The organism is Mesorhizobium sp. M0904 (genome assembly GCF_040319475.1).
In the GTDB taxonomy this organism is placed as follows: Bacteria; Pseudomonadota; Alphaproteobacteria; order Rhizobiales; family Rhizobiaceae; genus Mesorhizobium.
Genome location: NZ_JAMYOC010000007.1, coordinates 181,857 through 195,756, shown reverse-complemented (window position 1 = coordinate 195,756; position 13,900 = coordinate 181,857). Strand labels below are relative to the sequence as shown.

The 13,900-nt window shown below is 63.1% G+C and carries 12 protein-coding genes; 5 read left to right on the top strand and 7 right to left on the bottom strand.

The window, feature by feature from the left end; genetic code table 11:
• Positions 1-44: 44 nt before the first annotated feature.
• Positions 45-1,313, top strand: coding sequence for a class I SAM-dependent methyltransferase (locus tag NKH80_RS10165; protein ID WP_352504874.1), 1,269 nt, complete (start codon positions 45-47; stop codon positions 1,311-1,313).
• Here NKH80_RS10165 and NKH80_RS10160 read toward each other — a convergent pair whose 3' ends face one another.
• The gene (locus NKH80_RS10160) at positions 1,314-2,057 is read right to left on the bottom strand and encodes an MOSC domain-containing protein (RefSeq protein WP_352504875.1); all 744 of its coding nucleotides are present in this window, start codon (positions 2,055-2,057) and stop codon (positions 1,314-1,316) included.
• Positions 2,057-4,012 (bottom strand): acetate--CoA ligase, encoded by a 1,956-nt coding sequence (acs, locus tag NKH80_RS10155; protein WP_352504876.1) that lies wholly within the window; start codon positions 4,010-4,012, stop codon positions 2,057-2,059. Before acs ends, NKH80_RS10160 begins: the two co-directional genes overlap by 1 nt.
• 305 nt (positions 4,013-4,317) lie before the next feature.
• Here acs and NKH80_RS10150 point away from each other — a divergent pair, with 305 nt between their 5' ends.
• Entirely contained in the window at positions 4,318-4,590 is a 273-nt protein-coding gene (locus NKH80_RS10150; RefSeq protein WP_254820441.1) for an usg protein, read from the top strand.
• Positions 4,591-4,631: 41 nt separating this feature from the next.
• On the opposite strand, the gene NKH80_RS10145 is transcribed toward NKH80_RS10150, so the two are convergent.
• Entirely contained in the window at positions 4,632-5,666 is a 1,035-nt protein-coding gene (locus NKH80_RS10145; protein WP_352504877.1) for an aldo/keto reductase, read from the bottom strand.
• Between the two features lie 56 nt (positions 5,667-5,722).
• Positions 5,723-6,904, bottom strand: coding sequence for an MFS transporter (locus NKH80_RS10140; RefSeq protein WP_352687073.1), 1,182 nt, complete (start codon positions 6,902-6,904; stop codon positions 5,723-5,725).
• A 138-nt stretch (positions 6,905-7,042) separates the two neighbouring features.
• On the opposite strand from NKH80_RS10140, the gene NKH80_RS10135 reads away from it, so the two are divergent.
• Positions 7,043-7,951 carry a LysR family transcriptional regulator gene (locus NKH80_RS10135; RefSeq protein ID WP_352991371.1) on the top strand — a complete coding sequence of 303 codons (909 nt, stop codon included), beginning with the start codon at positions 7,043-7,045 and terminating at the stop codon, positions 7,949-7,951.
• A 62-nt stretch (positions 7,952-8,013) separates the two neighbouring features.
• Here NKH80_RS10135 and NKH80_RS10130 read toward each other — a convergent pair whose 3' ends face one another.
• Positions 8,014-9,063 carry an aldo/keto reductase gene (locus NKH80_RS10130; RefSeq protein WP_352991368.1) on the bottom strand — a complete coding sequence of 350 codons (1,050 nt, stop codon included), beginning with the start codon at positions 9,061-9,063 and terminating at the stop codon, positions 8,014-8,016.
• 109 nt (positions 9,064-9,172) lie between these two features.
• Positions 9,173-9,835, bottom strand: a complete 663-nt coding sequence (locus NKH80_RS10125) for a YggS family pyridoxal phosphate-dependent enzyme (protein ID WP_352991365.1) — start codon at positions 9,833-9,835, stop codon at positions 9,173-9,175.
• Between the two features lie 145 nt (positions 9,836-9,980).
• On the opposite strand from NKH80_RS10125, the gene leuS reads away from it, so the two are divergent.
• On the top strand, positions 9,981-12,605 hold the full coding sequence (gene leuS / locus NKH80_RS10120; protein WP_352991362.1) for a leucine--tRNA ligase: 2,625 nt from the start codon (positions 9,981-9,983) through the stop codon (positions 12,603-12,605).
• The gene (locus tag NKH80_RS10115) at positions 12,592-13,173 is read left to right on the top strand and encodes an LPS assembly lipoprotein LptE (protein ID WP_352479576.1); all 582 of its coding nucleotides are present in this window, start codon (positions 12,592-12,594) and stop codon (positions 13,171-13,173) included. Before leuS ends, NKH80_RS10115 begins: the two co-directional genes overlap by 14 nt.
• Before the next feature lie 70 nt (positions 13,174-13,243).
• Here NKH80_RS10115 and fsa read toward each other — a convergent pair whose 3' ends face one another.
• On the bottom strand, positions 13,244-13,897 hold the full coding sequence (fsa, locus tag NKH80_RS10110; RefSeq protein ID WP_023678103.1) for a fructose-6-phosphate aldolase: 654 nt from the start codon (positions 13,895-13,897) through the stop codon (positions 13,244-13,246).
• Positions 13,898-13,900: the final 3 nt, after the last annotated feature.

Here is a 13,900-nt window from a genome sequence, read left to right as displayed (position 1 = left end):
GCGATTGTTCCGGGCCGCTTTTTGCCGGGTAAGGGAGGATGGGGATGGAGGCAGCCGAAAGAGCGGCCCGGATTGTTCGGACGGTCATCGAAACGCTGAAACCGGGTTTCGCGGTGAGGCTGTGGACAGGCGAGCGGATCGGCCCGGCTACCGGCCCGGTGCTCACTATCAACGACCAGGACATCGTCTGGCAGATCGTACGTCGGCCCTCTTTATCGACGCTGATCGAGATGTGGATTGCCAAGGCGGTCGACGTCGAAGACGGATCGCTGTTTGATTTCTACGCCTTGCCCACGCACGGCAAGCTCAGGACGAAGCTCAAGACGTTGCCGAAGCTGGCGATCCTGCGCGACCTGCCGGCGGTGCTGTTTTCGCGAAAACAGATGACGGCGCGAACCGATCTTTCCGGCCGCAATCCTTTCGTCAGCGGTTCGAGCCGGGAGGCAATCCAGCATCACTACGATATTTCCAACGCATTCTACCGGCTCTTCCTCGACGAGCGCATGGTCTATAGCTGCGGCTATTTCAAGGATTTCGCCAACGATATCGATCAGGCCCAAAGAGACAAGCTCGACCATATCTGCCGCAAGCTTCGGCTGAAGCCCGGCGAAAAACTGCTCGACATCGGCTGCGGCTGGGGAGCGATGCTCATCCATGCGGTGAAGAATTATGGCGTCGTCGGCCACGGTGTTTCGCTGTCGGAGGCACAGACCGAGCTCGCCCGCGAACGCATCCGCGCCGCGGGGCTGGAGGACCGCATCACCATCGAGATCAAGTCCTATGCCGAGCTGTCCGGCTCCTTCGACAAGATCTCGTCGATCGGCATGTTCGAGCATCTGGGGCTTGCCAACCATGCGGCCTATTTCTCGAGGATCCATCGCCTGCTCAAGCCCGGCGGCATCTATCTGCACCACGCCATCACCCGGCGCGACAAGGGCAGCTTGAAGAAGACGCTGCGAAAGGGGCCGGAATTCAAGGCGCTGATCAAATACATTTTTCCGGGCGGCGAACTCGATACGATCGGCATGACGCTCGGCAATCTCGAGGCGCACGGCTTCCTCGTCTACGACGTCGAAAACTTGCGCGAGCACTATGCGCGCACCTGCAGGCTATGGGCAGAGCGTCTCCACGCACGTTTTGACGAAGCCATCGCTGAGGTCGGCGAAGCCAAGGCGCGGCTCTGGCTGCTTTATCTCACCGGCTGCTCGATTACTTTCGAACGTGCATCGGCGCAGGTTTTCCAGACCGTCGCCACAAGGCGCGCGCGTGGGCCGAGCGGCCTGCCGCCGACGCGGGCGGATTTGTACCGATAGCTACAGGAGGCGCATCGTGGCGCCGATCTCGACGCGGGCCGGTCGATCGACGGTGCAGTAGACGCCGAGATTATGGGCGTTGTGGCGGACCAGGCTGCGCAGGATTGCCGGGTCGTGGTCCAACCCGTCCTGGCCAATGATGGTGAAGCCGCAGCGGCGGCACGGCTCGGAGATGGTCAGGAGCAGGTCGCCGATTGCCAGCTTGCGCCCGATCCATTCCGTCTCGGGGAACGACCCCTCGACCTCCGGCATATCGACGACGATGTTGGGGCGGAAGCGGCGCGCGTCGGCGGTGCCCTCTGGATGCAGCACTTTCAAACGCGCCAGTGAGGCGGTGGTCAGCAGATGAATAGGGGCTTTGACATAGCGTTCCGTCAGCAGAGGGCCGGCGTAATCCGGAGCCGCATTTTCCCGGCGGAACGGCCGGATGGAAGCCGCAAAGCCGAGATACGCGGAAACCGCGCGATCACTTTGCGCGCCAGGTGCCGAAAGCCAGCGTCCGTCGGGGATGGCGACCTCCAGCCTGCCGGCCTGCGACAGCCGGGTGCGGATGCGGGGCACCTTGTGCCATTTCGCTTCGCGGTCGGGCCGTGCGATTTCATCGGTCGAGGTATCGACAAGACCAAACAGGCGGTCGCCTTCGACGGTATACCAGTCGACGGAGATCGCCTCCTGAAACTCGCCGGCGAGCGAGCTCGCGGGATAGCGCCAAAGCTCGGTGACGGCGCCCAATGCGGGTTGCATCAGCCCTTCTTGTTTTGCCGGTTGGCGATCAGGTCGTCGACGACTGCCGGATCGGCGAGCGTCGAGGTGTCGCCGAGCGCGGCAAAATCATCCTCGGCGATCTTGCGCAGGATGCGCCGCATGATCTTGCCGGAACGGGTCTTCGGCAGGCCGGGCGCGAACTGGATCTTGTCGGGCGAAGCGATGGCGCCGATCTCCTTGCGGACATGGACGACGAGCTCCTGGCGCAATTCCTCGCTTGGCGTCTCGCCGGCCATCAGCGTGACATAGCAGTAGATGCCCTGGCCCTTGATATCGTGCGGGTAGCCGACGACGGCGGCCTCCGAGACCTTCTCATGCGAAACCAGCGCCGATTCGACCTCGGCGGTGCCCATGCGGTGGCCGGAGACGTTGATGACGTCGTCGACCCGGCCGGTGATCCAGTAGTAGCCGTCAGCATCGCGGCGGCAGCCGTCGCCGGTGAAGTACCTGCCCTTGTAAGTCGAGAAATAGGTCTGCACGAAGCGGTCGTGATCGCCATAGACGGTGCGCATCTGGCCCGGCCATGAGTCGGCAATGCAAAGATTGCCGCTGGCTTCGCCTTCCAGTACCTTGCCGTCGGCGTCGACCAGCTGCGGCTTGACGCCAAAGAAGGGCCGCGTCGCCGAACCCGCCTTGAGGTGGGTGGCGCCCGGAACCGGCGTGATCATGATGCCGCCGGTCTCGGTCTGCCACCAGGTGTCGACGATCGGCACCTTGCCGTTGCCGACGACGTTGAAATACCACTCCCAGGCTTCCGGATTGATCGGCTCGCCGACGGTGCCCAGCACGCGCAGCGACTTGCGCGACGTTTTGGTGACATGGGCATCGCCGGCGCCCATCAGCGCACGCAACGCCGTCGGCGCCGTGTAGAAGATGTTGACCTTGTGCTTGTCGATCACGTCCCAGAAACGCGACTGCGACGGGTAGTTCGGCACGCCTTCGAACATCAGCGTGGTGGCGCCGTTGGCGAGCGGCCCGTAGACGATATAGCTGTGACCGGTGACCCAGCCGACATCTGCGGTGCACCAGTAGATGTCGCCGTCATGATAGTCGAATACATATTGGTGGGTCATCGAGACATAGACGAGATAGCCGGCGGTGGTGTGCAGCACGCCCTTCGGCTTGCCGGTCGAGCCGGATGTGTAGAGGATGAACAGCGGGTCCTCGGCATTCATCTTCTCGGGCTTGCATTCGGCCTTAACCGTGGCGACCTCGTCATGGTACCAGACGTCGCGCCCGGCGGCCCAGCCGGTCTTGCCGCCGGTGCGGCGCACGACCAAGACCTTTTCGACTTTCGTTCCGGCCTTGGCGGCGATCTCGATCGCCTTGTCGGTGTTGTCCTTCAGCGGGATAGTCTTGCCGCCGCGCAGGCCTTCGTCGGCGGTAATGACGAAGGTCGACTTGCAGTCGTCGATGCGTCCGGCCAGCGCGTCCGGCGAAAAGCCGCCGAAGACGACCGAATGAATGGCGCCGATGCGCGTGCAGGCGAGCATCGCATAAGCGGCCTCCGGGATCATCGGCATGTAGATGGTGACGCGGTCGCCCTTCTTGACGCCGTGCTTCTTCATCACATTGGCGAGGCGGCAGACATGTGCGTGAAGTTCGTTATAGGTGATCTTCCTGTCGTCGTAGGGGTTGTCGCCTTCCCAGATGATGGCGGTCTGTTCGCCGCGCTTCTTCAGATGCCGGTCGATGCAGTTCCAGGAAACGTTTGTCTGGCCATCCTCGAACCATTTGATCGAAACCTTGCCGTCGAAGGACGTGTTCTTGACCTTGCTGTAGGGCTTGAACCAGTCGATGCGCTTGCCGTGCGTGCCCCAGAACTTGTCCGGGTTCTTGACGCTGTCGGCGTACCATTTCAGGTAGGTGTCATTGTCAATCAGCGCGTTCTTCTTCCACGCCGGCTGGACGCGATGGACATGAACATCGGACATTTCTTCGCCTTCCTCCCCAAAACCAAACCGCCGGCTTGACCGCCGGCAGGATCGCAGCGATGCGGCCGCGAATTCGCGCGCATTATTAACAGTTCGGCGGTGACGGCAACATTAGACGTTGGATTCGCGCGGCGGGATGCCGCAGGTGCCTTGCCGGGTCGTGTCAGCACTCTCGTGAGGCGGCTGCTAAGCGCATGTTTTTGCGGGAGGAATCTGGTTTGATCGCAGAAATATCAATAGACGAATAAGCAAATGGGGTGCACAATTTCAGGCTGGGAGGAAGGAGAATCAACCAGGGGACCGCAATGCGCGACCATTCAGAAATGGACCTGATGCTCAAGGGCTATGGCTTGACCACGGCCAAGATTCTTTATCACTTTCCCGATCATCCGCATCTGCTGCAGAGCTTCATCTGGCAGGATTACGACATCGCCCCGAAATTTCCGGTGCTGATCCGCTTCATCGAATTCTGGAAGGCCGAGCTCGAAGGCCCGCTGCATTCGGTGAGCTACACGCACCAGAAGCTGATCGCGCCGAACGAATGGCGCAAGGTCGACGGCGAGTTCGTGCTGCATTAGCCGGGGCGGCAGCCCGGGAGCCGCCGCCAGCTTTTGGAGCGTCAGACTGCGGGCGCGTTCAGCCGGGCAAACCCCTCCTGCCGGCGATAGGGAAAATACGGGTAGGGTGCGGTGACCTCACTTGCCGTGTCGAGCTTCTTCATCTGCTCGGCTGTCAAGGACCAGCCGACGGCGCCGAGATTCTGGCGCAACTGCTCCTCGTTGCGCGCGCCAATGATGACGGAGGCGACGGTCGGCCGCTGCAGCAGCCAATTAATGGCGATCTGCGGTATGGTCTTGCCGGTTTCCTCGGCGACAACATCAAGCGCGTCGACGACCCGATAGAGATGCTCATCCTCGACGGGCGGTCCGAAGCTTGCCGTGTCGTGCAGCCGGCTTTTCTCAGGCAGCTTCTGGCCACGGCGGATCTTGCCGGTCAGGCGGCCCCAGCCGAGTGGGCTCCACACCAGCGCACCGACACCCTGGTCGAGGCCGAGCGGCATCAACTCCCATTCATAATCGCGTCCGACCAGCGAGTAGTAGACCTGATGGGCGACGTATCGGGGATAGCCATATCTATCCGCCAGGCCGAGCGACTTCATCACTTGCCAGCCGGAAAAATTGGAGACGCCGACATAACGCAGCTTGCCGGCGCGCACGAGACCGTCCAGCGTCGACAGCACCTCCTCGATCGGTGTTGCGGCATCAAAGGCGTGCAGTTGCAGCAGGTCGATGTAATCGGTTCCAATACGCTTCAGCGCGTCTTCGACGGCCTTGATCAGGCGTGAACGTGACGAGCCGGCATCGTTGGGACCGTCGCCCATCGGCAGCGAGGTCTTGGTCGAGATCAGCACGGCGTCGCGGCGGCCCCTGATGGCAGCGCCGAGCACTTGTTCGGAAGCGCCAATCGAATAGACATCGGCGGTGTCGAACAGGTTGACGCCGGCCTCTAGGCAGATGTCGACCAGCCGCCGTGCTTCCGTCGCATCGCTGTTGCCCCAGGCGCCGAACAGCGGGCCTGAGCCGCCGAAGGTTCCAGCGCCGAACGAGAGTGCCGGGACCTTCAGGCCTGATGCGCCAAGATTTCGATAATCCATGGGTTTGCTCCTTGTGGAAGGATGGCTGTTTCAAGGATTGGTTGAGGTTTGCCGTTCTATGACGGCGCGATTTCCGGTGTGGAGAGGGCAGGGTCTCGGTCGAGGCGCAGAGCAAACGCCGCCACGGCAAGCGCTGAAAGCGGCAACAGGGCCGCGACCCAGGTGACGGCGCCGAGGCCGGGACCGTGCGCGATGACCACGCCGCCGAGCCAGGCGCCGGCCGCGTTGCCGAGGTTGAAGGCGGCGATGTTGAAGGACGAGGCGAGGCTCTGGCCGGCGCCTTGTGCCTTTTCCAGCACCCACATCTGCAGTGGCGCCACGGTGGCGAAGGCGGCGGCGCCGAGCAGGCCGACATAGATAACGGCCATGACCTGGCTGTGCAGGGCGAACGTCATGGTGCCGAGCACCAGCGCCAGGACGACGAGACTGCCGAGAACGGAAGGTAGCAGCCGGCGGTCGGCGAACTTGCCGCCGGCGATGTTGCCGGCGATGAGGCCGCCGCCGAAGACCAGCAGGATAGGCGACACCGCTGCTTCCTCAAAACCGGTGATCTCGGTCAGCAACGGAGCGATGTAGGTAAAGACGGCAAAGACGCCGGCATAGCCAAGCACGGTGGTGGCAAAGCCAAGCAGGACGGGCGTGCGGCCGAGCACGGCGAGATCGGCACGCAAATTGCTCTTCTCAGGTTCTGTTCGGCTGCGCGGCACCACCAAGAGAATGATGGCGGAGGCGGCGATGCCGACCAGGGTCACCGCCCAGAACGTCGCGCGCCAGCCGAAGGCCTGGCCGAGCCAAGTGCCGAAAGGCACGCCGAGGATGTTGGCGATGGTCAGGCCGGTGAACATCAGGGCGATCGCCGAAGCTTTCTTGTTGGGCGCCACCAGCCCGGTCGCCACGACCGAGCCAACGCCGAAGAAGGTGCCGTGGGCGAAGGCGGTCAGCACGCGCGCACCCATCAGCGTCCAGTAGTCTGGGGCAAGCGCACAGGCGAGGTTGCCCAGCGTGAAGATCGCCATCAGCGACAGAAGCACGGTCTTGCGCGGCCAACGGCCGGTTGCGATCGTCAGCAGCGGCGCGCCGATGACAACGCCGAGCGCATAGCCGGAAATAAGCTGGCCGGCAGCTGAGATCGAGACGTCGAGATCGGTGCTGACGTCGAGCAGCAGGCCCATGATGACGAATTCGGTGACGCCGATGCCGAACGCACCGGCGGCAAGAGCGTAAAGAGCAAGGGGCATGGCGGTTCCCACTTCGATGACGACCAGTTTTGACGACGGGCGCCGTGTTCCTCCCACGCCCCAATTCGGAAGATCGTGTCGCGATGTGCTGTGAACCAGCCTTGCATCGGGCACATCGTCTGTGAAATAGATTCACCAATGACCAGACCCGACATCAACCGCTCCGGCGAGATCGAAGTGTTCGTCCGCGTGGTCGAGGCGGGCAGCTTTTCGGCCGCTGCCCGTGCGTTGCGGATGACCCCGTCGGCGGTGAGCAAGCTGATCGCGCGGCTGGAGGCACGGCTCGGCGCGCGGCTGGTCAGCCGTTCGACGCGCAGGCTGCAACTGACGCCGGAGGGGGCGGCCTTTTTCGACAGCGGCGTGCGTATCCTGGCCGACATGGCAGCGGCCGAGCGCGAGGCGGCGGCGGGTGCCGCGCCGCGTGGCCGGCTGCGGATCAACAGCTACGTGCCTTTCGGGCAGCATCGGCTGATCCCGCTTTTGCCGCGTTTTCTGGAGCGCTATCCCGAAATCTCGGTCGATCTGGTGTTGACCGACGATGTCATCGACCTGATGGAGGAGCGCGCTGACGTCGCCATCCGGGCCGGGCCGCTCGGCGAATCACGGCTGGTGGCGCGCAAGCTCGGGCAGAGCCGGGTGGTCGTCGTTGCGGCGCCATCGTATCTCGAAGCGCGTGGCACGCCCATGACGCCCGCCGAGCTCGATCGTCACAACCGGATGGGCTTCCGTTTCGTACGCCACCTCGAGGGCTGGCCTTTTATCGATGCCGCCGGCAAGCCGATCACCCTGTCGATCATCGGAAATACGCTGGTCAGCGACGGCGAAGCGATGCGGCTGATGGCGCTCTCGGGGGCAGGCATCGCCCGGCTGGCAAGCTGGCATGTGGAGGCCGACATTGCCGCCGGCCGGCTCCTGCCGCTGCTGGAAGAGTTCAATCCCGGCGACGAGGAACTCACCCACGCCGTCTATGTCGGCCAAGGCAAGCATCTGCCGGCGCGGGTGCGGGCCTTTTTGGACTTTTTGGTCGAGACTGTCCGGCTGAACTGAGCCCAAAACGATCGGGAGCCTGCCGGCTCCCGAAGCAACGAAGGTAAGAAGGTAAGATTGAGTTACTGTTTCGGCGCAAAGGGCGCCGGCCGCCGGCCGGCCGCCTGACGCTCCAGCATCCAGCCCGGGTATTCGGCGGGCAGGGCACTGACTTCGTCGAGGCGAACAAGATCATCGGCATCGAGCTGCAACTCGGTGGCTGCAAGGTTCTGTTCCAGCTGCTCCATGCGGCTGGCGCCGATGATGACGCTCATCACGAATGGCTTGGCCAGGACATAGCCGAGCGCCACCGTCGCGACGCTGACGCCGTGCTTGGCGGCGATCTCGCGCATGACGGCGACTGCTGCCCAGGCACGGTCCTCATTGACCGGCGGGAAATTGAAGCTGGCGCGGCGGCCCTCGCCATTGCCGGGGGCGCCCGGTCCGTATTTGCCGGAGAGCAGGCCGCCAGCCATCGGCGACCAGACCATCAGCCCGAGCTTCTCCTCGTTGAGCAGCGGCACGATTTCGCGCTCGAGATCGCGGCCGGCGATCGAATAATACGACTGCACGGTCTCGAAGCGGGCAAAGCCTTTGCGCTCGGCAATACCCAGCGCCTTGGCGATGCGCCAGGCCTGCCAGTTCGAGACGCCGACATAGCGGACCTTGCCGGCGGCAACCAGGTCGTCTAGCGCCCGCAGCGTTTCGTCGATCGGCGTCACCGTGTCGGTGCCGTGCAGCTGGTAGAGATCGATATGATCCAGCTGCAGCCGTTGGAGGCTGCCTTCGACCGAATCCATGATGTGGCCGCGCGAGGAACCACGCTGGTTCGGGCCTCCGCCCATGGCCCCATGAACCTTGGTGGCGATGATCACGTCCTGCCGGTTGACGCCAAGGTTCCTGAGCGACTGGCCGAGAAGCCGTTCCGAGGCACCAAAGGAATAGACATCCGCCGTGTCGAAGAAATTGACGCCGCCGGCGAGCGAGCGGGCAACGATCTCGTCAACGCCCTTCTGGTCGAGGCTGGCGATCAGGCCCCATTGGGCGTTCTCGCCGGCCGCGCCGAACGTCATCGTGCCGAGGCAAAGTTCGGACACGAACATCCCCGTATTTCCAAGTTGATTGTAACGCATGGTGGCTCCAGACGGGTTGAGAATAACTCGACCCATATAGGAACGAAACGTTCCGTTTCTATACCCTGGCTTAGTCGATGTCAGCCTGTGGCCTAAGGCCGGCTGCGCCTCATCTGGCGCCGAAAATCGCCGATCCAACCCTGACACTGGTCGCGCCGAAGGCGATCGCGGTTTCGTAGTCGCCGGACATGCCCATGGAGAACTTGTCGACGCCGGCCTCAAGCCCAAGCTTTTCCAGCAGCGCGAAATGCGGACCGGGGTTCTCGCCGGCCGGCGGAATGCACATCAGCCCTTCGATGGCGAGGCCGTGAACCGAGCGGCAGCGGGCCACGAAGGCGACAGCCTCGCGCGGCTCGATGCCGGCCTTTTGCGGCTCGGAGCCGGTGTTGACCTGGACATACAGCCTTGGTGACCGGCCTTGCCTGGCGATCTCCTTGGCGAGTTCGGCGGCGATCTTTTCACGGTCGACGGTTTCGATGACGTCGAACAGCGCGACAGCTTCCTTCGCCTTGTTCGATTGCAGAGGACCGATCAGATGCAGCTCGATGTCGGGGAAGTCATGTTTCAGCACCGGCCATTTGGCTTGTGCTTCCTGGACCCGGTTTTCGCCGAAGACGCGCTGGCCGGCCTCGATGACGGGGCGGATATCGGCGGCGTCGAAGGTTTTCGAGACCGCGACCAGTGTCACCGCTCCGGCGTCGCGTCCTGCCTCGCGCTCAGCGGCAGCGATCCTTGCCTTGACCGTGAAAAGCTGTTCGACGGCGCTCGCCATGCCTATATCCTGCCTGTGTTTGGCTTTCGCCGGATCGCCGCAGTTGACGGGTCCGGCAATCCATGGTGAACACCGCGACGACATTTCCTGAGCCGCCCGGGCATTGTCCGGCGGCTCGCGCATGCTTTTAAGTGAAAAACACCCGATGGCAACCGAACGATACAATCCGCGCGCGTCAGAGCCCAAATGGCAGAAGGCCTGGGACGCCAAGAAGCTGTTCGAAGCCGACAATGACGACCCGCGCCCGAAATATTACGTGCTGGAGATGTTCCCCTATCCGTCGGGGCGCATCCATATCGGCCATACGCGGAACTATACGATGGGCGACGTGGTGGCGCGCTACAAGCGGGCCAAGGGTTTCAACGTGCTGCACCCGATGGGCTGGGACGCCTTTGGCATGCCAGCCGAAAACGCGGCGATGCAGAACAAGGTCCATCCCAAGGATTGGACTTATCAGAACATCGCCGCCATGCGCGAGCAACTCAAGGTCATGGGCCTGTCGCTCGATTGGGCGCGCGAGTTCGCCACCTGCGATGTCGATTACTATCACCGCCAGCAGATGCTGTTCCTCGATTTCGTCGAGAAGGGGCTGGTGACGCGCAAATCCTCCAAGGTCAACTGGGATCCGGAGGACATGACGGTGCTTGCCAACGAGCAGGTCATCGACGGACGCGGCTGGCGCTCAGGGGCCTTGGTGGAGCAGCGCGAGCTGACGCAGTGGTTCTTCAAGATCACCGACTATGCGCAGGACCTGCTGGATTCGCTCGATCAGCTCGACGACTGGCCGGAAAAAGTGAAGCTGATGCAGGCGAACTGGATCGGCCGTTCGGAAGGTCTGCTGATCCGCTGGCCGCTGGCCAAGCCAGTCGCCGGCGAGCATGAGCTCGAAATCTATACGACAAGGCCCGACACCATCTTCGGCGCCTCCTTCATGGCGATTGCGGCCGACCATCCGCTGGCCAAAAAGGCCGCCGAAGACAATCCGGCGGCGGCAAAGTTCATCGACGAAGTCCGCCATATGGGCACTTCGGTGGCGGCATTGGAGACGGCCGAGAAGAAGGGTTTCGATACCGGCATCCGCGTCGTCCATCCGTTCGACGAGAAGTGGACGCTGCCCGTCTACGTCGCCAATTTCGTGCTGATGGACTACGGCACCGGCGCCATCTTCGGCTGCCCGTCCGGTGACCAGCGCGACCTCGACTTCGCCATCAGATACGGCCTGCCGGTCATTCCGGTGGTGATGCCGGAAGGCGAGAATCAAGGAAGCTTCCAGGTCATCGATGAGGCCTATGTCGGCGACGGCGTGATGATCAATTCGCGCTTCCTCGACGGTATGAAGCCTGATCAGGCGTTCGACGAGGTGGCGAAGCTGCTGGAACAAAAGACCATCGGCAACCGGCCGATGGCCGAGCGCAAGGTGAACTTCCGCCTGCGCGACTGGGGCATTTCGCGCCAGCGCTATTGGGGCTGCCCTATCCCGATGATCCATTGCGAGGATTGCGGCGTTGTGCCGGTGCCGAAAGCCGACCTGCCGGTCAAGCTGCCGGATGATATTGAGTTCGACCGGCCGGGCAATCCGCTCGATCGCCATCCGACATGGCGGCACGTCAAATGCCCGCGTTGCGGCAAGGACGCGCGGCGCGAAACCGACACGATGGACACGTTCGTCGATTCTTCGTGGTATTTCGCGCGCTTCACGGCGCCCTGGGCAAACGATCCGACCGATCCCAAGGCCGCGACTGAATGGCTGCCGGTCGACCAGTATATTGGCGGCATTGAGCATGCGATCCTGCATTTGCTCTATTCGCGCTTTTTCACCCGCGCCATGCGCGAGACCGGCCATGTCGATCTGGCCGAGCCGTTCAGGGGCCTGTTCACGCAAGGCATGGTGGTGCACGAGACCTATCGGGTTGGCGGCGCCTCGAACGGCCGCTGGCTTGCGCCCAGCGAGGTCAGGCTGGAAGACGCCGACGGCAAGCGCCGCGCCTTCGAAATCGCCACCGGCGAAGAGGCGGTGATCGGTCCGCTCGAAAAAATGTCGAAGTCGAAGAAGAATACGGTGAGCCCGGAAGAGATCACCGATGGCTACGGCGCCGATACGGCGCGCTGGTTCATGCTGTCGGACTCGCCGCCCGAGCGCGATGTCGAATGGACCGACGAGGGTGCGGCCGGCGCGCATCGCTTCATCCAGCGCATCTGGCGCCTGGTGTCGACGGCTGCCGAATCGCTCGCCGGAGTCCGGCCAGAGGCGGCGAAGGACGGCGAGGCCGGGACAGTGTCCAAGGCCGCGCACAAGATCTTGAAATCGGTCGGCGAGGACATCGAAAAGCTCGCCTTCAACCGCGCCATCGCCCGCATCTATGAGCTCGCCAATGCCTTGACCGTACCGCTCAACGAGGCGGCAGAGGGCAAAGCCGGTCCGGCGCTGCAAGCGGCCTGCCGTGAGGCCGTCGAGGTCCTGGTGCACCTGATCGCGCCGGTCATGCCGCATCTGGCAGAGGAGTGCTGGCAGACGCTCGGCGGCACCGACCTTGTCGCCGAACGGCCCTGGCCGGACTACGATCCCTCGCTTGTCGTCGACGCCGAGATCGTGCTGCCGGTGCAGGTCAACGGCAAGAAACGCGGCGATTTGACAATTGCCCGCGACGCGGATCAAGGTGCGGTCGAAAAGGCGGTTCTGGCTCTCGACTTCGTTCAGAAAGCGCTCGAAGGTAAGGCGCCGCGCAAGGTGATCATCGTGCCGCAGAGGATCGTCAATGTCGTTGCCTAAGCCGCGAAAGACAGAGCTGACGGTGCGCCGTATCGTGCTTTGCGGGCTGCTCGCCTCGGTGGCGCTGGTTTCCGCCTGCACGGTGCGGCCGCTCTATTCGAGCGCGCCGCTGGTCGCCGGCTCGCAGGTCGGCGCTGCTGCCGAGCTGGCATCGATCTCCGTCAAGCCGGTCAAGACCCGCTACGCCCAGCAGGTCCGCAACAATTTGATCTTCGCACTCGGCCAGGGCGCCGGCGAGCCAGCTTCGCCGGTCTATTCGCTTGATCTGGGCGTCTCCGAACTCGTCGAATCGGCGGCAATCGAGCAGGTCACGACCGACGAGGACGAGCCGACCGCCGGCACCGTGACGCTGACCGCCAACTATGTGCTCAGCGATGCCAAGACGGGCACGGTCATAGCGAGGGGCAAGCGCTCGATTCCGTCGTCATACGACAGGCCCCGCCAGGAATTCGCGTCATACCGAGCCCAGATCGACGCCGAGAACCGTGCGGCGCGCGAACTGGCGGATGTGCTGCGGCTGTCGATCGCCCAGGATCTGATCAAGCACGGCAAGCCGGCGGCAAGCTAGGTGTTTCCAGAGTGCGCAATCTGCAAAAAAGGCCGATTGCTCGGCCTTTTTTGTTCGCAGGATAGTCGCTTCAGCCGATCTTCTGCCCGGTCTTTGCCCAGTCGGCGAGGAACAGCTCCAGGCCCTTGTCGGTCAGCGGGTGCTTGACCAGTGCCTTGAGAGTTGCCGGCGGCGCGGTGATGACGTCGGCGCCGATCAGCGCCGCCTGCTTGACATGGTTCACGGTGCGCACCGAAGCGGTCAGGATTTCAGTCTGGAAGTCATAATTGTCATAGATGGTGCGAATATCGGCAATCAGCTCCATGCCGTCCCAGCCGCTGTCGTCGATGCGGCCGACGAAGGGCGAGATAAAGGAGGCGCCGGCCTTGGCGGCGAGCAGCGCCTGGGTGGCCGAGAAGCACAGCGTGACGTTGACCATGCGGCCGTCCGACCGGATGTCCTTGCAGGCTCTCAGGCCGTCGAGCGTCAGCGGCACCTTGATGCAGACATTGTCGGCGATCCTGGCCAGGATCTTGGCCTCCGCCATCATGTCCTTGTATTCGGTGGCGACGACTTCGGCCGAGACCGGGCCCTTGACGATCTCGCAGATCTCTCTTGTGACGTCGGCGATCTTGCCGCCGGATTTCAGGATCAGCGACGGATTGGTGGTTACGCCGTCGAGTAGCCCCAGATCGTTCAGCTCGCGGATTTCCTTGACATCGGCGGTGTCGACAAAAAATTTCATGGC